Genomic DNA, 21,481 nt, shown 5'->3' with positions numbered 1-21,481 from the left:
GATTAGGTTAGGCTAACCAAAACTGCCGGGCCCGATTCCGATCCCTGGAGGCCGCATGCCCACGCCCGAGCCCGTCCCGTTCTCCACCGTGCTCCGCACCGCCAGCAGCGAGGAGCACGAGGCCGCGGAGCAGTCGTCGTTCATGAGCCACCTGCTCGGCGGGCGGCTCGGGGTCGAGGCCTACGCGGACCTCACCGGCCAGCTCTGGTTCGTCTACCGGGCGCTGGAGGGCCGCGCGGAGCAGCTCGCGCAGCACCCGCTGGCCGGCCCGTTCATCGACCGGGCGCTGCTGCGCACCGCCGCCATCGAGCGCGACCTGGCGCACCTGCGCGGGCCGCGGTGGCGGGACGGGCTGGAGCCGCTGCCGGCCACCGCCGCCTACGTGGCGCGGGTGGAGGAGCTGGCCGCCGAGTGGCCGGCCGGGTACCTCGCGCACCACTACACCCGCTACCTGGGCGACCTCTCCGGCGGGCAGATCATCCGCGGCGTGGCGGAGAAGACCTGGGGCTTCGAGCGCAAGGGCGACGGCGTCCGGTTCTACGTCTTCGAGGAGGTCGAGAACCCGGCGGCCTTCAAGCGCGAGTACCGGGCCAAGCTGGACGCGGCCGGGCTGGCGATGGACGAGATGGAGCGCCGCCGGGTGGTCGAGGAGTGCAAGCGCGCCTTCGTCCTCAACGGCGCGATCTTCCACGACCTGGACGCGCGCTACCCGCTCGCGTCGTAACCGGGCCCCGGCTCGACCGGAAGGCCCCGGCGGGAGTCGCCCGCCGGGGCCTTCGCGCGTCCCGGGGGTGCGTCAGGACTGCGCGGTCCGTCGGCCGCGGACGAAGGCGGTGGCGCCGCCGCCGACGAGCAGGAGACCGGCGGCGGTGGCCAGCAGCGGGGCCACCGGGGTGCCGGAGCCGGTCGCGGCGAGCACGCCGCCGCCCGGGCCGCCGAGGCCCGAGGTCGTCAGCGAGGCGCCGCCGGCCGCGCCCGTGCCCGAACCCTGGCCGCCGGCGGCCGAGTCGGTACCGGAGCCGCTGGTCACGCCGGCCGGCCGGGCGGTCGGGAGCTGGGCGTTCCCGTCGAAGGCCAGCGTGGCGCTGACCGGGTCCAGGGCCGTCCCCTCCGGGTAGTTGGCGAACACCGGCACGCCCTCGGCGGTGAGCGTCGCCGGAACGGCGGACAGCGTCACCACGCCGTTGACCGGCGTCAGGGCGGACTTGGGCACGTCGAGCCTGGCGATCCGGGCGCCGGTCAGCGAAGTCGGCTTGCCGTCCTGGGACTTGCCGTTCACGTCGGCGGTCAGGAAGGCGCCGTCGCGGTCGATCGCCAGGCCGAGCTTGGAGAGCGTGGTGTCGAGCGCGTAGCCGTCCTTGCCGGGGTGGGCGAGGAAGCGGACGGAGCCCGTGAAGCCGGCGGCGAGCGTGTGGTCGGCCGTGTTGTAGCCGCCGGTCGCACCGCCGAAGCGGTAGTCGGACGCGCCGCCGCCGAACTCGACCTTGCCGGCCGCCATCGGGCTCGCGAGGTACTTCCGGAAGCTGTCCTTGACCGTCCAGTCGAGGGTCCCGTTCACGACCGGCAGCCGCCCGGCGGCGGGCGTGCCGGTGCTGGTCGGCGTGCCGGTGCTGGTCGGCGCGGCGGTGGCGCTCGCGGACGGCGAGCCGGTGGCACTCGGCGACCGCGTCGCGGACGGCGAGCCGGTGGCGGTCGGGGAGGCCGTCCCGCTCGGCGTGGACGTGGCCGACGGCGAGGCGGTGGGCTGCCCGGTGGGCGAGGCGGTCGCGGTCGCGGACGGCGAGCCGGTGGCGGTCGGGGACGGCTTGGCCGGGGCCTGCTTCAGCAGCAGCGACAGCGGGTCCATCTCCGTTCCCGCCGGGTAGAAGCCCGCGAACGCCTTGGCACCCTGCTCGGTCAGCTTCGCCGCCGCCGGGGAGCCGCTGGTGGTGTCGCGCCCGACGGTGAACGTCACCAGTGGCACGTCCTCCCGCCGGGTGATCTCGGTGGCCCCCATCGACTCTTTGGAGGCGGTGTCGGCGGTGAGCGTGCCGGTCGTCCCCCAGGTGGTGATCCGCAGGTCGCTCAGCGCGATGTCCAGCGCGCCGTGGTGCGCGGTGAAGCGGACGCCTCCGGTGAAGGACGAGCTCAGCGCGTGCGTCGTCAGGTCGTACGCGGCGCTCCCGAAGCCGAAGTGGAAGCTCCCGTCGGCGTTGGCGGTCGCGCCGCCGGTCAGCTCGATCGCGCCGCCCTGGGAGGCCGGGCCGGTGACGTAGGCGCGGAAGCTGCTCTTCACGCCCCAGTCCAGCGCGCCGGAGTCGTACGTGACGCTGCCCGGCCCGCCCGCGCCGAAGGCGAGCGCGGGGGCGCCGAGGGCGGTCAGCCCGAGGCCGGTGGTGACGGCGGCGAGGGCCGCCAGTCGGGTGCGGTTGCGGGACATGGTGGTGAACTCCGTTCGGGGGGACGGGGGAGGTCGGAGGAGGGGTTGTCAGGAAGCCCGGCGACGGCGTCGCAGGAGCACACCGCCGGTCGCCGCGAGCGCGGCCACCAGCGCCGCCCCGCCGGCCACGGCCGCCACCGGGACGCCGTCCGGGGAGGACGACGCGGCGACGGGTGCGGCGGAGGGGGTCGCGGAGGCGCCCGGCACGGCGGCCGGGGCGCTGCCGAGGTCCGGCAGCGGGGGCAGCGCGGCGGCCGGGTCGAGGGCGACGGCGAAGCTCAGCGGGTCCATCGCGGTGCCGGCCGGGTAGAGGCCGCCGAAGGCCTTGGCACCCGTCTCGGTGAGTGTGAGCGGCAGCTCGACGGCCTTCAGCAGGCCGCCCTCGGACGTGAGGCCGGCCGGGTCGAAGACGGCCAGTTCGGCGCCGGTGAGCTGCTGGACGGCACCGTCCGGCGTCCGGCCGGAGACGTCGGCGAGGAGGCGCCCGCGGCCGCCGGCCACGGTGACGCCGGGGTTGGCGAGGGTGAGGTCGAGGCCGTCCGTGCCGCCCGTCCGCAGGCCGGTGAAGCGGACCGTGCCGGTGAAGGCGGCGGTGAGCTCGCCGGTGGCGGGGTCGTACGTGCCCTTGGCCGGGCTCCAGCGGTAGAACGCCCCGCCGTCGGCGGCTCCGGCGCCGAGCTCCCAACGGCCCTGGGCGATGGCGCCGGTGACGTAGTCGCGGAAGGTTCGGCGCACGCCCCAGTCGAGGGCGCCGGCGGCGAACTCGGTGCGGGCGGGAGCCTGGGCGGTGGGCTCGGCGGTCGGCGCCGGGGCGGTGCTGGGCTCGGCGGTCGGCGTCGAGGTCGGCATCGGTGTCGGTGCGGCACTCGGCGAGGGCGCCGCGGATGTCGCCTGCGCAGCCGGGAGGTTGACCGACAGGGTGACCGGATCGAGGGCCGTGCCGGCGGCGTAGAAGCCGGCGAAGGCCTTCGCTCCGGCGTCGGTCAGGGTGGCCGGCACGTTGCTCAGGGTCAGGGTCCCGGCCGCGCCGCGCAGGTCGACCCCGGCCAGCGACAGGTCCGCGACCTTGGCCTGGCTCGCACCGCTCACCTGGCCGGTCTCCCGCGACTTGCTGCTGACGTCGGCGTAGAGCCCGGCCGCGCCGCCCTGGACGGCCCGGAAGGTGACCCGTCCGAGGCTCAGGTCGAGCGCGTCGGCGCCGTTCTCCTGATGCCCGGTGAACCGGACGCCACCGGAGAAGGCCGCGGTGAGCGCGCCGGCCGCCGGGTCGTAGGTGCCGTTCGCGGAGTGGAAGCGGAAGGCACTGCCGCCGACCGTGGCCGCGCCCCCGGTCAGCGCCCAACTCCCCTTGGCGATCGGCCCGGTGACGTACGTCAGGAAGGACTGCTTGATGCCCCAGTCGAGCCGCCCGCCGGAGACCCGGCCCTCCGCGGCCGCCGCCGGCCCGGGCGACAGGCCCACCGCCAGCAGGGCGGCGAGGACGGCCAGCAGGGCGGCGGCCGGACGGCGGAGCCGGCGGGACAGAGGCACGGCGGATCACTCCTGGCGCGACAGCGATGGACGGCGGTGGACGAACGGGGGCACGGCGAGCCGAGGGGCGGCGCAGCGCCGACCCCCTTGCGAAACTCAGGTAAGGCTAACCTAATATAAGAGTCAAGAGTCCTGCCGCCCACCCCACCCCACCGGACCGGAACGGGCGGCAACTCCCAGCGAAGGGAAGCACGTTGAGCAGCCGTACGATCCGATCCCGGACCGCCCGCGGGCCCGTCCTCCTGGCGCTCGTCCTCGGCCTGCTGCTCGCGCTCACCGCCTGCGGCTCCGGCGCGGGCACGGCCGGCAGCGCCGCCACCCGCGCCCCCGACGCCGTCGAACCGCTGCCCGGCGAGCCCGCCCCGCGGCTCCCGGCCACCGTGGCGTCCGCCGACGGCCGCCAGGTGACCGTCACCAGCGCCGACCGGATCATCCCGCTCAACGGCAGCCTCGCCGAGCTCGTCTTCAGCCTCGGCCTCGGGCCCAGGGTCGTCGCCCGGGACGTCTCCACGACGTTCCGGCAGGCCGCCGCGCTGCCGGTGATCACCCAGGCCCACGACGTCTCCGCCGAGGGCGTGCTGTCGCTGCACCCCACCGTCGTCCTCGCCGACCGCTCGACCGGCCCGGCCGAGGCCGTCGCGCAGATCCGCGCGGCCGGCGTCCCGCTCGTCGTCCTGGACGACGCCAAGCAGCTCGCCGACGTCGGCCCGCGCATCGACACCGTCGCCTCCGCGCTCGGCGTCCCGGACGCCGGACGGCAGTTGAAGGAGCGCACCGAGCAGCGGACCGCCGAGGCCAGGGCCGCGCTCCCGGCCACCGACCGGCACCCCAGGGTCGCCTTCCTCTACCTGCGCGGCAGCGCGTCCGTCTACCTGCTCGGCGGCCCGGCCTCCGGCGCCACCTCGCTGATCGAGGCCGTCGGCGGCCAGGACGCGGGCAAGGCCGCCGGGCTCACCGGCGACTTCACCCCGCTCACCAGCGAGGCCCTGGTCAAGGCCGCGCCGGACGCGATCCTGGTGATGAGCAAGGGCCTGGACTCCGTCGGCGGCGTCGACGGCCTGCTCAAGCTGCCCGGCGTCGCCCAGACCCCGGCCGGGCTCGACCGCCGGATCGTCTCCGTCGAGGACGGACAGCTACTCAGCTACGGCCCGCGCACCCCGCAGGTGCTGCGCGAGATCGCCGCCCAGCTCTATCCGGCGGACGCCAAGTGAGCACCGCCGTACGGGAGAAGGCCGCACCCGGGAAGACCGCCGCGCTCCCCCGCCCGCGCAGCCGCGCCACGCTCGTCACCGCCGCGCTCGCCACCGCGCTCGTGCTGTGCGCCCTGCTCGCGGCCGGGACCGGCGCCTACCGCATCCCGCTCGGCGACATCCTCGCCTCCGCCGCCCACCGCACCGGCCTCGGCGGCCACGCCCTCGACCGCGTCCCCGAGTCGGTGCTGTGGAACGTCCGGCTGCCCCGCGTCGTGCTCGCCCTGCTGGTCGGCGGCTCACTGGGCTGCGCGGGCGCGCTGATGCAGGGCGTGTTCGGCAACCCGCTCGCCGAGCCCGCCGTGATCGGCGTCTCCTCCGGCGGCGCGGTCGGCGCGGTGGCCTGCATCGTGCTCGGCCTGGACACCCTCGGCACCTGGACGGTCACCGCGTTCGCCTTCGCGAGCGGTCTGCTGACGGTCCTCGCGGTGTACGCGCTGGCCCGCAGCGGCGGGCGCACCGAGGTGGTGACGCTGATCCTCACCGGCGTCGCGGTGAACGCCTTCTGCGGCGCGCTGATCGGCCTGTTCCTGTTCGCCGCCGACTCCGCCGCGATCAGCCAGGTCACCTTCTGGCAGCTCGGCTCGCTCTCGCAGGCCACGTGGGGCAAGGTGCTCGCCGTCCTGCCGTTCGCCGTCGCCGGCCTGGCCGTCGCCCCGCTGTACGCGCGCCGGCTGGACCTGCTCGCCCTCGGCGAGCGCCCGGCCCGTCACCTCGGGGTGGACGTCGAGCGGATGCGGCTCGTGCTGATCACCGTCGTGGCGCTGCTCACCGCCGCGGCCGTCGCGGTCAGCGGCATCATCGGCTTCGTCGGACTGGTCGTCCCGCACCTGCTGCGGATGGTCGCCGGGCCGGGCCACCGGTTCCTGCTGCCCGCCTCCGCGCTCGGCGGCGCGCTGGTGCTGGTCGTCGCGGACCTCGCCGCGCGCACCCTCGCCGAGCCGGCCGAACTGCCGCTCGGCGTGCTCACCGCGCTGATCGGCAGCCCGTTCTTCTTCTGGCTGCTGCGCCGGACCCGCACCAAGCAGGGAGGCTGGGCATGAGACTGCGGACGAACCGCGAGGTGCCCGTACGACCGCTCCCCGGCACCGAGCTGCTGGCGGCCGAGGACGTCCGGCTGACCGTCGGCGGGCGCGGGCTGCTGGCCGGCGCGTCGGTCCGGGTGGCCGCCGGCGAGGTGGTCGCGCTGCTCGGCCCGAACGGAGCCGGCAAGTCGACGCTGCTGTCCGTCCTCGCCGGGGACGTCGTGCCGGACGGCGGCGAGGTCCTCCTCCACGGCCGCGCCCTCGGCGGTTACGGCGCCGCCGAACTCGCCCGGCACCGCGCGCTGCTGCCCCAGGCGGCGGCGCTGTCCTTCCCGTTCCGGTCCGGCGAGGTGGTCCGGATGGGCCGCGCGCCGTGGGCCGGGACGGCGGCCGCCGCCGAGGACGAGGCGGTGGTCGCCGAGGCCATGGCGGCCACCGAGTCCGCCGCGTTCGCCGAGCGCCCGTTCACCGCCCTCTCCGGCGGCGAACGGGCCCGGGTGGCGCTCGCCCGGGTGCTCGCCCAGCGCACGCCGCTGCTGCTCCTGGACGAGCCGACGGCCGCCCTCGACCTGCGCCACCAGGAACTCGTGCTGCGGGTCGCCCGGGCGCGCGCCGCCGCCGGGGACGGCGTGGTCGTCGTCCTGCACGACCTCTCGCTGGCGGCGGCCTACGCGGACCGCGTGGTGCTGCTGACCGGCGGCGCGACGGTCGCCGACGGACCCGTCGCCGAGGTGCTGCGCGCGCCGCTGCTCAGCGAGGTGTACGGGCACCCCGTGGAGGTGCTGGCGCACCCGCGCACGGGCGTGCCGCTGGTCCTGCCCGAGCGGTAGCGGTCAGTCCTCCAGGCGGAAGCCGATCTTCATCCCGACCTGGAAGTGCTTGACCCGTCCCTCCTCCAGGTGCCCCCGGACCTGCGTCACCTCGAACCAGTCGAGGTTGCGCAGCGTCCGGGAGGCCCGCTCCACGCCGTTGCGGATGGCGGCGTCGACGCTCTCGGTCGAGGATCCGACGATCTCGGTCACCCGGTACACGTGTTCGGTCATGGCTCGGCTCCCTTAGCTGTGCGACGGCCCCCGGTCCACCGTGCACCGCCCCCGCCCCGCCCGCACGCCGACCGCCGCCACGAGCGTCGGAACCGCTGCGCCGGAACGCCCGGAACGCCGGGAGCGCCTGGACCGCCTAGAACGCCGCCCGTACCTGCCCGACGGGCACGCCGCCGCCGAGCAGCGGGGCCGCGCCGATGCGCTCGACGGTCTCGTCGGCGCCCGTCACCCCGAGCCGGCGCAGCGCCGCCGCCAGGACCGGCCCGCGGGCCCGCTCGGCGCCGTCGTCGATCTTGAAGGCGAGGGCCCGTCCGTCCGGCAGCGCCACCACCTGGACGGCCTCGGCGCCCATCTTGGACAGCGCGCCCGGGACGGCCCGCATCAGCCAGGTGTCGGCCCGGCGGGTGCCGGCCACGTACTCGGGGTGGGCGCGCATCGCGTCGGCGACGCGGCGCTGCGCGGTGCCCTCGGCGGCGAGCACGAACGCCCGGTAGCCGCGGGCCAGGCCGGTCAGCGGGACGGCCAGCAGGGGCGCCCCGCAGCCGTCCACGCCGGCGTGGGCGACGCCCTCGCCGGTGGCCTCCTCCAGGGCCTCGCGGGCCAGCAGCTGGATCGGGTGGGCCGGGTCGAGGTAGCCCTCGGTGTCCCAGCCGTTGGCGACGCACGCGGCCAGCCAGCCGGCGTGCTTGCCGGAGCAGTCCATCAGGATCGGGGCGCGCTCGCCGCCGGAGCGCAGCAGCAGCTCGGCCTCGGTCTCGTCGAGCGGCAGGTCGGCCGGGGTGCGCAGGGCGGACTCGTCCAGTCCGGCGGAGGCCAGGATGGTCCGGACACCAGCGCGGTGAAACGTTTCTCCAGAGTGGCTGGAGGCCGCCAGCGCCAGCAGCTCGCCCTCGATCTCCAGCCCGGCCCGCAGCGTGGCCACCGCCTGGAACGGCTTGGCGGTCGACCGGGGGAAGACCGGCGCGCCGGGGTCGCCGAGCGCGAACTCGACCGAGCCGTCGGCGGCGAGCAGCACCAGCGAGCCGTGGTGCCGCCCCTCGGTGAAGCCCGAGCGTATGACCTCGGCGAGAACGGTCGGGGTGGCGGACTGGGGCATGGCGGAGCCTTCCGGGGCAGGGGTGGACCGGGGGCGAGCCGGGCCCCACCCGCCCATGGTGCCTCACCCGGTCAGAGGGGGCCGCCCGCGAGCAGGTCGTCGACCCGTGCTTCCCCATCACGGTACCTGCGGGTGATCTCGGCGTTGCAACCGTCCGCGGTGCGCAGCAGCCGCTGCCGCCGCCCGGAGACCTCCTGCTCGTGCGCCCGCAGCCGGTCCAGCGCGGCGAGCAGTTCCGCGGCCGGGTGCGCGGGGAGGTCGGCGAGCTGGACGTCGCCCATCAGCGCGTCCGCCTCCAGCTGCGACTCGTGGCCCCGCGGCGGCCCGAGCGTGACGTGCCGGGCCGAGCGCCGCACGGTGGAGGGCGCGTCGGTGAGGATGGCCGGCAGCCGGTCCAGCAGGTCGCCGGACGGCCCCTCGGCGCCGCCCGCCCCGGCCGCGCGCGAGCGGCCGCCGGGGCGGCGGTCCAGCTCGGCGCGCAGGATGTCCATCCGGCCGTGCAGCAGCCGCCGCAGGTAGGAGAGGTCGGCCTCCTGTTCCAGGGTCTCCCGGCGCAGGATCCGCAGCTGGTCCAGGCCCAGCCGCTCCAGGTCGGGCTCGTCGTCCCCGGTCGCCCGCCCGGACCGGTCCTGCGCGCTGCTCGCGTCCATCACCCAACCACCTGCCGTCGTCCGTTCCCGCCCGCTCGCGGCACCCCGTCCCTGCCGCCGTCCGGCCCGTCCCCCGACGGACCGTGCGCGTCCCGTCCGTTGGCACGCCCGGACACCCCCGAAAGGTTCCGGTCCCCGGCGGACACCACCCGCCGGGGCGACACCGCCAGAACGCCTGACCTACCGGCTCGACCGCCCGGCCGAACCCGGACCCGGGGCGGCGGACCTCCTGGCGCCCCGGGCCGTATGTACGGTGCCCCAGCGTGCCACCCCGCCCGGCGCGCGCGCACCGCCCGTGCACCCGAACGGCCCCCTGGCGAACGGGGGTGGCTGATATGACGAGGTCTTTGCCCAGGAAGAACGGCGCCCGACCCAGCGCAGGCGTGCGCAACCCGGCGCGCGCCACCGCCTCACACGCCTCCCCCGGTGCGTACGGATCCCCCCTCCTGGGTGACCCCGTTCGGCTCCGGCACAATGGCCGCATGCGAGCAGTGGTGCAACGGGTGAGCGAAGCCAGGGTGACGGTGGCCGGAGAAACCGTCGGCGCGATCGAGGGGCCCGGGCTCTGCGCCCTGGTCGGCGTCACCCACGACGACACAGCCGCCAAGGCCGCCCAGCTGGCCCGCAAGCTGTGGACGCTGCGCCTGCTGCCGGCCGACGGGGACGGCGTCGAGCAGTCCTGCTCCGACCTCGCCGCCCCGCTCCTGGTGATCAGCCAGTTCACCCTCTACGGCGACGCCCGCAAGGGCCGCCGCCCCACCTGGAACGCCGCCGCCCCCGGCCCGGTCGCCGAGCCGCTGGTGGACGAGGTCGTCGCCCAGCTGCGGGCGCTCGGCGCCAAGGTGGAGACGGGCCGGTTCGGCGCCGACATGCAGGTGGCGCTGGTGAACGACGGCCCGTTCACCGTCATCGTCGAGGTCTGAGCCCGGCCGCGGCGGCCCGGGGGGCTACTGCGGGACGATCACGTCCTGCGTGCCCGGCACCGTCCCGGCCAGCAGCACCGCGTCCACCGGCACGTTCCGCTTGACGATCGCCAGCGCGATCGGCCCCAGCTCGTGGTGGCGCGCCGAGGACGTGACGAAGCCGAGCGCCCGCCCGTCCGGGTCGGACGCGAGCCGCACCTCGGTGCCGTGCGGGGGCAGCGTCTCCTCGGTGCCGTCCAGGTGCAGGAAGACCAGCCGGCGCGGCGGGCGGCCCAGATTGTGCACCCGGGCGACGGTCTCCTGCCCGCGGTAGCAGCCCTTCTGCAGGTGGACGGCGGTGCGCAGCCAGTCCACCTCGTGCGGGATGGTCCGGTGGTCGGTCTCGAAGCCGAGCCGCGGCCGGTGGCCCTCGATCCGCAGCGCCTCGTACGCCCACACGCCGGCCGCGGGCCCGTACCCGGCGGTGAGCTTCTCCAGCTCGGCGCGCGGCACGAACAGATCGCGCCCGTAGGGGAGTTCGCGCACGGCGGCGGCCCCCTCGACGGAGCTGCCGGAACCCGCCGGCAGGTGCACGACCGCGTAGTCGGCGGTCGCGTCGGCGACCTCGACCCGGTAGAAGAACTTCATGCTCTCCAGGTAGGCCACCAAGCCGCCCTGGGTGCCCGGCTCGACGTGCGCCCACGTGGTGGTGCCGTCGTCGACGAGGTAGAGCGCGTGCTCGACGTGCCCGTTCGGGGAGAGCACCAGCGCCTCGGTGGCCTCCTGCGGCGGCAGCGCGCTGACGTGCTGGGTGAGCAGCAGGTGCAGCCAGGACAGCCGGTCCGCGCCGGTGACGGTGACCACGCCGCGGTGCGAGAGGTCCACGAAGCCGTCGCCCTGCGCGAGGTGGCGTTGCTCCCGGAAGATGTCGCCGTAGTGGGCGGCGACGCCCTCGTCGGCCCCCTCGGCGGGGACGGCTCCGGGCAGGGCAAGCAGCGGGCTCTTCACACCGGTCATACCGGTCAGCTTACGACTGGCCGTCCGCGAGCTTGGCGGTGCAGTCGGCGCAGCGCCCGAAGATGGCGAAGTGCTTGAGGTCGGTGTCGAACCCGTGGCGCGCGCGCAGGCTCTCGATCAGCGGCTCGGCGATCTCGGTGTCCGTCTCGGTGACCTCGTCGCAGTCCCGGCAGACCAGGTGCAGGTGGTGGTGGCGCCCGGCCAGGTGGTACGTGGGGGCGCCGTGGCCCAGGTGGGCGTGCGAGACCAGGCCGAGCTCCTCCAGCAGCTCCAGCGTCCGGTAGATGGTGGAGATGTTGATGCCGCTCGCGGTCCGCCGCACGTGGCTCAGGATCTCGTCCGGGGTGGCGTGGTCGAGCGTGTCGACGGCCTCCAGGACGAGCTGGCGCTGGGGCGTCAGCCGGTAGCCGCGTTCCCGCAGGTCGGCCTTCCAGTCTCCGGAGAGCTGCCAGTCGGTGGTGCCGGTGTCCGCCACGATGCTGTCCCTGCCACGGTCGGGGGTCCTTGGAACAAGTGTAGGGACCGGCCGCGGGCCGGTCCCTACGTCGTGCGCGGGTGGTGACCACCCGCGCGGTGCCTGCCGGAGGCCTGCTGGAGGCCTACTTGAAGAAGGCGATGCCGTCGTCCGGCAGGTCGTTGATGTCCTTGATCAGCTGCGCCGGGCTGAGCACCTTCTTGAGCTGCGCGGACATGTACGGCCGCAGCGGCACGCTCGGGGCGGCCTTCTCGCCGACCCAGAGCAGCTCGCCGTTGACGAAGCCGTAGAGCCGCTTGCCGCCCGAGTACTCCGGGGAGCCCTCGATCCGGGCGACCGCGTCGGTCGAGACGTCGACCTGCGGCTTGCCGTCGGCCAGCTCGCCGTACCAGATCTCGACGGTGCCGTCGTCACGGACGGAGGAGATCTCGATCCCGCGCGCACCCGAGGTGCCGTCGTGGTTGCTGGTGATGCGCCAGAACGCGTGCTCGTTCTCCAGCGGGCGGACCTTCTCGCCCTCCTCGTTCAGCACCCAGGTGCGGGAGCGGAACTCCAGGAAGGGGCGGCCGTCGTGCCGGATCACGATCTCCTGGCCGAAGTTGCACTTCTCCGTGCCCGGGAAGTCATAGACTCCCGCGCCCTCCCAGGTGCCGAGGAGGAAGGCGAGCGGGACGACGTCCTTGTGGAGGTCAGAGGGGATCTCGATCATGTTCCTGGTCGCTGTCGTCGGTGTGGGGCTGCTTCAACCGTACGGCAGGCTCAGCGCTGGCCCTGGTACAGCTTCATCACCGAGAAGATGGCGAACCAGGTGATCAGCACGGCCATGAGGGCCAGCAGACCGTCGAAGAACATTTCCAGACCGGACACGGGGGGCTCCCAGGCGGCGACAGTGTGGTGGATTTTGCTGGCGCTCACTCTATCCGCCGGGTATCGACCGGTCGCGGTGAGCCCCACCACGTCGCGTTTCCGCCGCCGCGCCGGCGCCCTCCGCGCGGCGACTTCCGCGCGCCGCCGAAGGTTTCCCCGCGCGATCCGGGGATTCCGGGAACCGGACGTTCCGGGCGCTCTAAGGTGGCGCCATGTCGAAGAAGCTCGTCATCAAGGTCACTGCCGGCTCCGACGCCCCGGAGCGGTGCTCGCAGGCGTTCACGGTGGCGGCCGTGGCCGTCGCCAGCGGCATCGAGGTCTCGCTCTGGCTGACCGGGGAGTCCTCCTGGTTCGCCCTGCCGGGGCGGGCGGCGGAGTTCGAGCTGCCGCACTCGGCGCCGCTGCCCGACCTGCTGGAGTCGATCATGGCGGGCGGCACGGTGACGCTGTGCACCCAGTGCGCGGTGCGCCGCGGGATCGAGCAGAAGGACACCGTCGACGGCGTCCGGATCGCGGGCGCGCAGGTCTTCGTCAGCGAGATCATGAGCGACGGCGTGCAGGCGCTCGTGTACTAGCCGGGCAGCGGGGCTAGGAGTCCCGCCGCTCGTGGTCGGGGTGGTCCCGGTCGTGGCCGGGCTCGTCCCACTTCGGGTCGTCCCAGCGGGGGTCGTTCCACCAGTCGTCGTCGGGGTCGCGCTTGTTGGCGAACACCGCCGCGGCCGGCGGGATGACCGCCGCGACCACGCACAGCGCGATCGCTGCGGGCACCGAGAAGAACCGCACCACGCCCCAGGCCAGGACGAACATGCCGAGGCACCCGCCCATCATGGCGAAGTAGTAGCGGCGCCGCCGGCTTGCCTGCACGTCTCCACGGTACGACCGAGGGCCCCGCCGTGGCAGGGCCCTCGTCGTTTCGCCTTCCGCCGCCTTCCGCGGGGCGGGAATCAGACCGCGATCGCGACCTCGACGGCGGTGCCCTGGGAGGCCACCACCTGACGGTCCACGGTCTGCCCCGGCACCAGCGCGCGCAGGGTCCACTTGCCCGGGCGGGCGAAGAACCGGAACTGGCCGGTCGCCGAGGTGGGCACCTCGGCCGTGAACTCTCCGCCCTCGTCCAGCAGCCGGACGTAGCCGTTGACCGGCTCACCGTCGCGGGTCACCGAACCCTGGATGATCGTCTCGTTCGCCACGTCAACTCCTGCCAGGTCCGGGCCGCCGGCCTTCGCACCGCACATGTCTGTCTCCTTCTGACTTACGGGTCGAGCCGGGGGCTCAGTTGCTGCCGAGCTCGATCGGCACGCCGACGAGGCTGCCGTACTCGGTCCACGAGCCGTCGTAGTTCTTCACGTTCTCCTGGCCGAGCAGCTCGTGCAGGACGAACCAGGTGAGCGCGGAGCGCTCGCCGATGCGGCAGTAGGCGATGGTGTCCTTCGCCAGGTCGATGCCCTCGGCCTCGTACAGGGCCTTGAGCTCGTCGTCGCTCTTGAAGGTGCCGTCGTCGTTGGCGTTCTTGGCCCACGGGATGTTGCGGGCGCTCGGCACGTGGCCGGGGCGCTGCGACTGCTCCTGCGGGAGGTGGGCCGGGGCGAGCAGCTTGCCGGAGAACTCGTCGGGCGAGCGCACGTCGACCAGGTTGAGGGTGCCGATGGCGGCGATCACGTCGTCGCGGAAGGCGCGGATCGACGAGTCGGCGGCCTGCGCCGTGTACTCGGTCGCGGCGCGGGCCGGCACCTCGGAGACGAGGTCGCGGGAGTCCAGCTCCCACTTCTTGCGGCCGCCGTCCAGCAGGCGGACGTCGCCGTGGCCGTACAGCTTGAAGTACCAGTAGGCGTACGAGGCGAACCAGTTGTTGTTGCCGCCGTACAGGACGACGGTGTCGTCGTTGGCGATGCCCTTGGCGCTGAGCAGCGCCTCGAAGCCGGCCCGGTCGATGAAGTCGCGGCGGACCGGGTCCTGGAGGTCCTTCTTCCAGTCGATCCGGACGGCGTTGCGGATGTGGTTCTTGTCGTACGCGGAGGTGTCCTCGTCGACCTCGACGATGACGACCTTCGGGTCGTCCAGGCGGGCCTGGACCCAGTCGGCGTCGACCAGGACGTCGCTGCGGCTCATGGTGGTGTTCTCCATCCGGGGGCGGTTGGCGGAAGGTGCTGCTCAGCGGGGTGCTGCGGGACGCTCGGCCTGCTCCGGTCCGAAAGTCCGTCCGAATGATGGGACGGAGGAGGGTGTCCGGGACGGCCGGGCGGGGAATCGCGGTGTGCGTCGGCGGAGGTCGGCCGAAGTGGCCGGACGGAATCGCCGGAGGATCGGCGGCGGGCAGCAACTGCCCTGCCGGGATGCCGAGTTAGCGCATTCGACACAGACAGGCGGCCACGCGGCACAGGTCGACCGCCCGCCGCTTCGTGAGATCCGTCTGTCGCTTCATGTCGACGATGCTAGGGACACCGACGGCCCGCTGTCATCAGCGTATCGGATACCGAGACCAGATCGACCGAATGCCGAGATTTGACCCTCCGCAGCCCGCCGGGCAGCGGGCAGCGGCGCCACGGCGGCCCTCCAGGGCCGGAAACGACACCGCTCCGCGGTCGGCGCTGGACAGCGCGTCTCGCGGAGCGGAACGAAGCCGACCGGGTCGGCCGATCGGGTGAGTGGTCAGCCGAGGAGCTTGACGCCCCGACCGTCGAAGTTCAGCTGCAGGCCGTCCTCGGTCGGCGTCACGCCGTCCTTGTCGGCCAGCTTCAGCCCGGCCGGCAGCGAGTCGAGGGTGAAGCTCACCGGGTCGATCTTCTGGCCGGTCGCCCCGGCGAACATCCCGGCCAGCCCGCTGAGCTGGAAGCCGTCCGCGGTGACGGTGTTCCCCTCGCTGTGCACCGAGCCGGTGCCCACCGGCAGCGGGCCGAGCGACGCCTTGACCTTGCCGGGACCGCCGTAGGACAGGCTCAGCCGGGTGTTCGAGCCCACCGGGAGCTTGCCGCCGCCAGGCATCAGCTGGGCGGCCGGCGGCAGCAGCTGGGCGAGGTCCGCGTAGGTGATCAGACCGCTGCCGGTGCCGCTGTCCACGGTCGCGGAGTTCAGGCTGTCACTCACCCGGACGCCCGACAGCCGGGCCTTGAACCCGTGCAGCGCCACCTGGTGGCCGCCGTCGTTGATCATCAGGTTGTCGGCCGAGATGCGGACGTCGTCCAGCTTCTTGGACAGCACCTGGGTGAGGAACGGGAAGCCCCCGATCGAGACGTCCGGGCGCTGGCTCATCCGGCCGCTGCTCACCATCCGGTCGGCGGCCTCGTCCTCGGCCACCCCGACCGCGATCCGGTCGGCGCCCAGCAGCAGCCCGGAGAGCACCACCAGGCCTATCGTCGCCTTCAGCCATCCGCGCATCGCACTCCCCCGTCGTCGCCGGTCGCCGTCGTTCGCCGCCTCACGGCGGCGGCCCGCAACGGGGCCTCCGCACGACCGTACGACGTGATGCCCGCGCACGTGGTAGCGGGGCCGGACGTCGTACGGGGGCGCCGGGTCAGGCCAGGAGCCCGGTCGCCAGCCAGATCAGCGGCGCGGCCACGGCCAGCGGCAGCGCCACGCCCGCCGTCATGTGCACGAACCGGGACGGCCAGTCGTACGACGCGACCCGGCGGCCCACCAGCGCGCCCACGCCCGCCAGGGCGCCGAGCGCGAGCGGCGCGCCCACCAGCAGGCCCAGCACCACCGCGGCCACCAGACCCAGCACCGGGCCCAGCACCTTCGGCCCGGGCAGCGGCGCCGCGGCCAGCAGGGTCGCCAGCGCGACCGCGCCGACCCCGGCCGGCACCCAGCCGGCCACCAGCAGCGCCGTGCAGAGCGCCGTCACCACGGTGGCCGAGCCGAGCACGGTCAGCGCGTAGAACCGCTCCTTCGGGTCCGAAGGGCGGAACGTCTGCAGCACCAGGACCAGCAGGAAGAACCCGCCGAGGGTGCCGACGACGGCCGCGATGCCGCCGTCCTCGCTCGCCAGCAGCACCGCCGCGTCGGCCGTGAACCCGGCCAGCGCGGCCAGGGCGATGCCCTGCCGGGCCGGCCACATCCCGTTCAGGCGGAACCAGCCGGCCGCCGTCAGCACCTGGAGCAGCGCGACCACGAGGGCCAGCGCCACCTGCCCCAGCGCGGCGCCGCCGGCCAGCAGGGCGGCGACGCCCGCGGTGATCAGCGCGGGCTGGATGCCCGGCTCGATGATCGGCGAGCCGGTGCGGTGGGCGCTCGGCGCGGCGGGCCCGGTCGGCGCGGCGGCGGGCGCCGTCGGCATCGCGGGCATCCCCGGCATCCCGGGCTGCGGCGGGACGGCCGGGTACGGCGCCATGCCGGGCGCCCCGGGGGCCATGGGTGCCATGGGGGTGGCGGAGCCCGTGGGCCGCTTGAGCGTCATGGTCGGCTGGTCGAGGCCCGGCGCCTGGGCCGGTGCCTGTGCCTGGGGCGTGGGAACCGGAGCGGGCGCGGCGTGCCGGGGCCGGGCCTGTGGCCGAGCCTGCGGCCGGGCCTGCGGCTGGGGCTGGGCCTGCAGATACGGCTGCGCCAGGGGCTGGGGCTGCGGCGGCGCGACGGGCATGGCGCCGGAGACGACCACCGGCGGGAGCAGCGTCGTGGCCGCGGCGTCGTGCATCGGCGGCACCGGGGGCAGCAGCGTCGTCGCTGCGTCGTCCATCGCGGGGACGGGCGGGAGCAGCGTCGTGGCCGCGGCGTCGTCCATCGGCGGGACGGGCGGCAGCAGGGCCGTCGCCGCGTCGTCCATCGGCGGCTGCACCGGCTGCCCGTACCCCGGGTGGCCGTACTGCTGCTGGTACCCGTGCTGCGGGTGCGGCTGTTGGGGATGCGGCTGCTGGGGATGCGGCTGCTGCGGGTGGCCCTGGTGCGGCTGCTGCCAGCCGCCGTAGCCGCCGTTGTTCGCGTCGTTCGTGTCCGTCACGCCGCTCAGCCTCCCGCGAACGGCGGCAGTACCTCGACCGTTCCGCCTTCGGTGAGTTCGACGGTCGCGTGGTCCCGGCCGCCCACCTGGGCGCCGTCCACCAGGTAGGAGCAGTGCCCGAGGAGCAGCACGAGCTTCGGCCGGTCGGCGTGCCGCTCCTTGGCGGCCGCCAGCGCCTCGGCCAGGGTCGCCGCCTCGTACGGCTCCTCGGCCAGTCCGGCCTCGGACTTCGCGGCCGCCCAGTAGCGGATCGTCCCGCGCACCCGGGCGCCGCTCGCGGGCTCGGTGGTCGCGCCCATGGCAACCCCTTCTCGTCGTCCTCGCCCGGTCCGGTGGCCCGGTCCGGCTCGCCACCGGGGCGGCCGTCCGACCACCCGAAAGGTGGACGTGCGCGGTGCCGCCGATGTGCGTCCCATGATGGCGTGTCCGCCGCCGCGACCGGCAATCGCCCTGGCCGGACGGACCCCGAGCGCCGCTCGAAGCCGTGACCAGGCTCACCCGGCGCGCGCCCGGATTGGGCGAACCGCCGGATTCGAGCCCTCCCGGTGCGGGGGCCGGTCGGCTATTCTCGACCTCCAAGAGGGATCCGGGCAGAGTCGCCCCCGGGTCCTTTTGTGCTTTCAGGACGCCAGTACGGACGTTCTTGCGAATCGTCGGCCCACCCCCGGCGGTGCGCGGGAACCGCCCCGCCTCTCGCGGCACGACGACGTGCCCCGTCCGGCCGGGGTGACGCCACCCCGGTGCCGGGCCGCCGCCCGGCCCGGGACCACGACCGGAGGGTTCGCGGGATGAGCAGGGCAGAAACGGTGCGCCAGGGGTTGCGGGACCCCCGGCCCGTGCGCCGTCGCGCCGTGCACGCCGGCCTGTCCTCCGGTGTGCTCCGGGCGTCCGAACCCCTCCCCCAACCCTCAGCACGTGCGCCATCCGGCTGTGGCGGCAGCCGTGAAGCGACCGCGACGACCCGGAAAGGGGACCACCGGGTATGAGTTCTCTCCTCCTCCTCACCAACGCACTGCAGCCCTCCGCGGAGGTACTGCCGGCGCTCGGCCTGCTGCTGCACAACGTCCGGGTGGCGCCCGCCGAGGGCTCCGCCCTGGTGGACACCCCCAGCGCCGACGTCATCCTGGTCGACGGCCGCCGGGACCTGCCGCAGATCCGCAGCCTGTGCCAGCTGCTGCGCTCCACCGGCATCGGCTCCCCGCTGATCCTCGTGGTCACCGAGGGCGGCCTGGCGGCCGTGACCGCCGAGTGGGGCATCGACGACGTCCTGCTGGACACCGCGGGCCCGGCCGAGGTCGAGGCCCGGCTGCGGCTCGCGCTCGGCCGGCTCCAGGTCGTCGCCGACGACAGCCCGATGGAGATCCGCAACGGCGACCTCTCGGTCGACGAGGCCACCTACTCCGCGAAGCTCAAGGGCCGCGCGCTCGACCTGACCTTCAAGGAGTTCGAGCTGCTCAAGTACCTCGCCCAGCACCCCGGCCGGGTCTTCACCCGGGCGCAGCTGCTGCAGGAGGTCTGGGGCTACGACTACTTCGGCGGCACCCGGACGGTGGACGTGCACGTCCGGCGCCTGCGCGCCAAGCTCGGCGTCGAGCACGAGCAGCTGATCGGCACCGTGCGCAACGTCGGCTACCGCTTCGTCGTCCCGGAGAAGCCCGAGAAGGGGGAGCGCCCGGAGCTCGCCCCGCGCCCCGCAGCGCCCCTGGAGGCATGACGCGCGCCGGGCGGGGGTGATCCCGCCCGGCATGTCCGGTTCGCCCCCGCGCAGCCTCCCGTCCACCTGCCGGAAGCCCCAGGTCCCACTGCCGACGCCGGCGCCACACGCGTAGACTCGACCCGTGGCCAAAGTGACGCGCGACGATGTAGCCCGACTGGCTGGTACCTCGACCGCGGTCGTCAGCTACGTGATCAACAACGGGCCGCGCCCGGTCGCGCCCGCCACCAAGGAGAAGGTCCTCGCGGCGATCGAGCAGCTCGGCTACCGGCCGAACAGCGTCGCCCAGGCGATGGCCTCCCGCCGCACCAACCTGATCGGCATGGTCGTCCCGGACGCCCGCCAGCCGTTCTTCGCCGAGATGGCGCACGCCGTGGAACGGGCCGCCTCCGAGCGCGGCAAGCTCGTGCTGATCGGCAACTCCGACTACGTGGACGACCGCGAGGTGCACTACGTCCGCGCCTTCCTCGGCATGCGCGTCTCCGGGCTGATCCTGGTCAGCCAGGGCCCGTCGCAGCGCGCCGCCGAGGAGTTCGCCGCGATGGAGGGCGCGAAGGTGGTGCTGCTGCACCGCCGCCCCGAGGCGATCGACGACGTCGCGGTGGTCACCGACGACGTGGGCGGTGCCGAGGCCGTCGTGCGCCACCTGCTGGAGGTGCACGGGCACCCGTACGTGGCCTGCTTCGGCGGCCCGGTCGACTCCCCCGCGCCCGGCGACCCGGTCATCGACCACGTCGAGGGCTGGCAGCGGGCCATGGACGCGCACGGCCTGCCCACCGAACCGCACCTGATCGACGCGCCGTTCCACCGCTACGGCGCGTACGAGGTCGCGCTCGGCGTGCTGCGCTCGGCCGACCGGCCGCCGGCGATCTTCTGCTCCACCGACGACCAGGCGATCGGCGTGCTCCGGGCCGCCCGCGAGGTCGGCCTGAAGGTCCCGGAGGACCTCGCGGTGGCCGGCTTCGACGACGTCCCCGAGGCCGCCCTCGCCGACCCGCCGCTGACGACCGTCGCCTCCGACCGGGACGCGATGGCGCGCGCCGCCGTCGACCTGGTCCTGGACGACTCGCTGATGGTGCCCGGTTCGGACACCGAGCGGGTCCGCAAGTTCCCGTCCCGCCTGGTGGTCCGGCGTTCCTGCGGCTGCGACGGAGCGGCACCGGGCGCCCCGGCCACCCCCACGGAAGCGGAGTAGTCGATTCCGCCCCCGGCTCCCATCCGCGCCGCCTGACCAGGCTTTATGAGAAGTCAACGGGCTTCTCGGACCCTTCTGAGACCGCTTTCATGCGATCCTCATCCGCCGGGCGGACGTTGTTCGGCATGAGCGATCAGCAGCGCAGCGAGCAGCAGTACGGGTGGACCGGACAGTACGGCGAGCAGCACGGCACGCAGCACGGCGAGCAGCCGTCCGCGCAACCGCACGCGCCGCACGAGCACCGCGTCATCGAGGGCACCGTCCTCGGCAGCAGCACGGACGACACCGTCGGCGCCGGCGCCGACGCCCCCGCGTACGGCTACCGCGAGGACCACTCCGGCGGCGGCTTCGACACCCCGCTCCCGCCGCCGCCCCTGCCCCCCACCCCGCCGTCCGCCGGCCGGCCCGGCAGCCCCGAGGGGCCGGAAGGGCCCCGGAGCCACGGCGCCCGGGCCCGGCGCGGGATGCTGCGCGGACGGCTGGTCCTGGTCACCGCCGTCGCCGCGATCGCCGCCGTCCTCGGCGGGGTCACCGGCGGGGTCATCGCCTCCCAGGAGCGCACCTCCGACACCCGCGGCACCACCATCGCCAGCCCGGTCTCCGCCCGCTCCGACGGCAGCGCCGACGTCGCCGCCATCGCGGCCGCCGTCTCGCCGAGCGTCGTCCAGATCACCGTCAAGGCGCCGGGCGGCACCGCCACCGGCACCGGCGTGGTCCTCGACAGGAACGGGCAGATCCTCACCAACTTCCACGTGATCTCCGGCGCGGTCGACAGCGGCGGCCAGATCACCGTGACCTTCAAGGACGGCTCGACCGCGCAGGCCACCGTCACCGGCACCGACAAGTCCCTGGACGTCGCGGTGATCACCGCGAGCGGCGCCAGGAACCTCACCCCGGCCACCCTCGGCGACTCCTCCGCCGTCGCCGTCGGCGACCCGGTCGTCGCCATCGGCAACCCGGACGGCCTCACCGGCACCGTCACCTCGGGCATCATCAGCGCCGAGAACCGCGAGGTCACCGTCCAGGTCGACGAGGGCTCCACCGGTGGCAACGGCGGCTACGGCTTCCCGTTCATGCCCGGCCTGCGCGGCTCGCAGCAGCAGCCGAGCGGCAGCGGCACCACCACCTACAAGGCCTTCCAGACCGACGCCGCCCTCAACCCCGGCAACTCCGGCGGCCCGCTGATCAACGCGAACGGCCAGGTCATCGGCATCAACTCGGCCATGTACTCGCCCAGCGGCACCGGCTCCACCGCGGGCGGCGGCAGCAGCTCGGCCGGCAGCGTCGGCCTCGGCTTCGCCATCCCGATCAACGACATCAAGCAGGTCCTGCCGAAACTGCAGGCGGGCCAGAACGTGTAAGACGGAC

General features: G+C 74.5%; 24 protein-coding genes. 9 read left to right on the top strand and 15 right to left on the bottom strand.

Annotated elements, in window-relative coordinates; translation table 11 throughout:
* Positions 1-55: 55 nt before the first annotated feature.
* Positions 56-724: a heme oxygenase (biliverdin-producing) gene (locus ACFVU9_RS16040; protein ID WP_380441123.1), complete on the top strand. Its 669-nt coding sequence runs from the start codon at positions 56-58 to the stop codon at positions 722-724.
* 72 nt (positions 725-796) lie between these two features.
* Here ACFVU9_RS16040 and ACFVU9_RS16035 read toward each other — a convergent pair whose 3' ends face one another.
* Together ACFVU9_RS16035 and ACFVU9_RS16030 are read right to left on the bottom strand one after the other, a co-directional pair.
* Positions 797-2,419, bottom strand: coding sequence for an HtaA domain-containing protein (locus tag ACFVU9_RS16035; protein ID WP_387593764.1), 1,623 nt, complete (start codon positions 2,417-2,419; stop codon positions 797-799).
* Between the two features lie 48 nt (positions 2,420-2,467).
* Entirely contained in the window at positions 2,468-3,949 is a 1,482-nt protein-coding gene (locus tag ACFVU9_RS16030) for an HtaA domain-containing protein (RefSeq protein WP_387593762.1), read from the bottom strand.
* Positions 3,950-4,143: 194 nt separating this feature from the next.
* Here ACFVU9_RS16030 and ACFVU9_RS16025 point away from each other — a divergent pair, with 194 nt between their 5' ends.
* Genes ACFVU9_RS16025 through ACFVU9_RS16015 form a run of 3 tightly spaced genes read left to right on the top strand, consistent with a single transcriptional unit; the run spans position 4,144 to position 7,054 of the window.
* Positions 4,144-5,160, top strand: a complete 1,017-nt coding sequence (locus ACFVU9_RS16025; protein ID WP_387593760.1) for a hemin ABC transporter substrate-binding protein — start codon at positions 4,144-4,146, stop codon at positions 5,158-5,160.
* Complete coding sequence (locus ACFVU9_RS16020; RefSeq protein WP_387593758.1) at positions 5,157-6,242, top strand: FecCD family ABC transporter permease; 1,086 nt, start codon at positions 5,157-5,159, stop codon at positions 6,240-6,242. Before ACFVU9_RS16025 ends, ACFVU9_RS16020 begins: the two co-directional genes overlap by 4 nt.
* Complete coding sequence (locus ACFVU9_RS16015; RefSeq protein ID WP_387593756.1) at positions 6,239-7,054, top strand: heme ABC transporter ATP-binding protein; 816 nt, start codon at positions 6,239-6,241, stop codon at positions 7,052-7,054. The genes ACFVU9_RS16020 and ACFVU9_RS16015 overlap by 4 nt, the downstream gene beginning before the upstream one ends.
* Before the next feature lie 3 nt (positions 7,055-7,057).
* On the opposite strand, the gene ACFVU9_RS16010 is transcribed toward ACFVU9_RS16015, so the two are convergent.
* The 3 genes from ACFVU9_RS16010 to ACFVU9_RS16000 all read right to left on the bottom strand — a co-directional run bounded on the left by ACFVU9_RS16010 (position 7,058) and on the right by ACFVU9_RS16000 (position 9,013).
* Complete coding sequence (locus tag ACFVU9_RS16010; RefSeq protein WP_380441135.1) at positions 7,058-7,267, bottom strand: dodecin; 210 nt, start codon at positions 7,265-7,267, stop codon at positions 7,058-7,060.
* 136 nt (positions 7,268-7,403) lie between these two features.
* Positions 7,404-8,363, bottom strand: coding sequence for an asparaginase (locus ACFVU9_RS16005; protein WP_387593754.1), 960 nt, complete (start codon positions 8,361-8,363; stop codon positions 7,404-7,406).
* Between the two features lie 71 nt (positions 8,364-8,434).
* Entirely contained in the window at positions 8,435-9,013 is a 579-nt protein-coding gene (locus ACFVU9_RS16000; protein ID WP_387593753.1) for an ABC transporter substrate-binding protein, read from the bottom strand.
* 482 nt (positions 9,014-9,495) lie between these two features.
* Here ACFVU9_RS16000 and dtd point away from each other — a divergent pair, with 482 nt between their 5' ends.
* On the top strand, positions 9,496-9,936 hold the full coding sequence (dtd, locus tag ACFVU9_RS15995) for a D-aminoacyl-tRNA deacylase (protein ID WP_380441141.1): 441 nt from the start codon (positions 9,496-9,498) through the stop codon (positions 9,934-9,936).
* A 24-nt stretch (positions 9,937-9,960) separates the two neighbouring features.
* On the opposite strand, the gene ACFVU9_RS15990 is transcribed toward dtd, so the two are convergent.
* From ACFVU9_RS15990 to ACFVU9_RS15980, 3 genes are all read right to left on the bottom strand, one after another.
* On the bottom strand, positions 9,961-10,923 hold the full coding sequence (locus ACFVU9_RS15990; protein ID WP_387593798.1) for a YgfZ/GcvT domain-containing protein: 963 nt from the start codon (positions 10,921-10,923) through the stop codon (positions 9,961-9,963).
* A gap of 19 nt (positions 10,924-10,942) precedes the next feature.
* Positions 10,943-11,407, bottom strand: coding sequence for a Fur family transcriptional regulator (locus tag ACFVU9_RS15985; protein WP_380441143.1), 465 nt, complete (start codon positions 11,405-11,407; stop codon positions 10,943-10,945).
* A gap of 124 nt (positions 11,408-11,531) precedes the next feature.
* Entirely contained in the window at positions 11,532-12,116 is a 585-nt protein-coding gene (locus tag ACFVU9_RS15980) for an FABP family protein (protein ID WP_380441145.1), read from the bottom strand.
* A 370-nt stretch (positions 12,117-12,486) separates the two neighbouring features.
* Between ACFVU9_RS15980 and ACFVU9_RS15975 the strand changes: the two genes are divergently transcribed.
* A complete protein-coding gene (locus ACFVU9_RS15975) occupies positions 12,487-12,849 on the top strand; it encodes a DsrE family protein (protein WP_329932323.1) in 363 nt (120 codons plus the stop codon).
* 13 nt (positions 12,850-12,862) lie between these two features.
* On the opposite strand, the gene ACFVU9_RS15970 is transcribed toward ACFVU9_RS15975, so the two are convergent.
* The 7 genes from ACFVU9_RS15970 to ACFVU9_RS15940 form a co-directional block, all read right to left on the bottom strand.
* On the bottom strand, positions 12,863-13,138 hold the full coding sequence (locus tag ACFVU9_RS15970) for a DUF3099 domain-containing protein (RefSeq protein WP_380498586.1): 276 nt from the start codon (positions 13,136-13,138) through the stop codon (positions 12,863-12,865).
* Positions 13,139-13,218: 80 nt separating this feature from the next.
* Positions 13,219-13,509 carry a DUF1416 domain-containing protein gene (locus ACFVU9_RS15965; protein WP_030059605.1) on the bottom strand — a complete coding sequence of 97 codons (291 nt, stop codon included), beginning with the start codon at positions 13,507-13,509 and terminating at the stop codon, positions 13,219-13,221.
* Between the two features lie 37 nt (positions 13,510-13,546).
* A complete protein-coding gene (locus ACFVU9_RS15960) occupies positions 13,547-14,383 on the bottom strand; it encodes a sulfurtransferase (RefSeq protein WP_380441149.1) in 837 nt (278 codons plus the stop codon).
* A 232-nt stretch (positions 14,384-14,615) separates the two neighbouring features.
* On the bottom strand, positions 14,616-14,696 hold the full coding sequence (locus tag ACFVU9_RS15955) for an Ms5788A family Cys-rich leader peptide (protein WP_350517234.1): 81 nt from the start codon (positions 14,694-14,696) through the stop codon (positions 14,616-14,618).
* Between the two features lie 227 nt (positions 14,697-14,923).
* Entirely contained in the window at positions 14,924-15,649 is a 726-nt protein-coding gene (locus tag ACFVU9_RS15950) for a DUF2993 domain-containing protein (protein WP_380506377.1), read from the bottom strand.
* Positions 15,650-15,785: 136 nt separating this feature from the next.
* Positions 15,786-17,204 carry a hypothetical protein gene (locus tag ACFVU9_RS15945; RefSeq protein ID WP_387593749.1) on the bottom strand — a complete coding sequence of 473 codons (1,419 nt, stop codon included), beginning with the start codon at positions 17,202-17,204 and terminating at the stop codon, positions 15,786-15,788.
* A gap of 5 nt (positions 17,205-17,209) precedes the next feature.
* The gene (locus tag ACFVU9_RS15940; protein WP_363651861.1) at positions 17,210-17,503 is read right to left on the bottom strand and encodes a MoaD/ThiS family protein; all 294 of its coding nucleotides are present in this window, start codon (positions 17,501-17,503) and stop codon (positions 17,210-17,212) included.
* A gap of 683 nt (positions 17,504-18,186) precedes the next feature.
* Here ACFVU9_RS15940 and ACFVU9_RS15935 point away from each other — a divergent pair.
* The 3 genes from ACFVU9_RS15935 (at position 18,187) to ACFVU9_RS15925 (ending at position 21,474) form a co-directional block, all read left to right on the top strand.
* Positions 18,187-18,918 carry a winged-helix domain-containing protein gene (locus tag ACFVU9_RS15935; RefSeq protein WP_380445968.1) on the top strand — a complete coding sequence of 244 codons (732 nt, stop codon included), beginning with the start codon at positions 18,187-18,189 and terminating at the stop codon, positions 18,916-18,918.
* 124 nt (positions 18,919-19,042) lie between these two features.
* Positions 19,043-20,113 carry a LacI family DNA-binding transcriptional regulator gene (locus ACFVU9_RS15930; protein ID WP_380445969.1) on the top strand — a complete coding sequence of 357 codons (1,071 nt, stop codon included), beginning with the start codon at positions 19,043-19,045 and terminating at the stop codon, positions 20,111-20,113.
* Between the two features lie 125 nt (positions 20,114-20,238).
* Positions 20,239-21,474 (top strand): S1C family serine protease, encoded by a 1,236-nt coding sequence (locus ACFVU9_RS15925; RefSeq protein WP_387593747.1) that lies wholly within the window; start codon positions 20,239-20,241, stop codon positions 21,472-21,474.
* The last annotated feature ends 7 nt before the right edge of the window (positions 21,475-21,481 follow it).

Origin of the sequence: Kitasatospora sp. NPDC057936, from assembly GCF_042887525.1 — a bacterium.
In the GTDB taxonomy this organism is placed as follows: Bacteria; Actinomycetota; Actinomycetes; order Streptomycetales; family Streptomycetaceae; genus Kitasatospora.
This window is presented reverse-complemented; position numbering and strand designations above follow the sequence as displayed.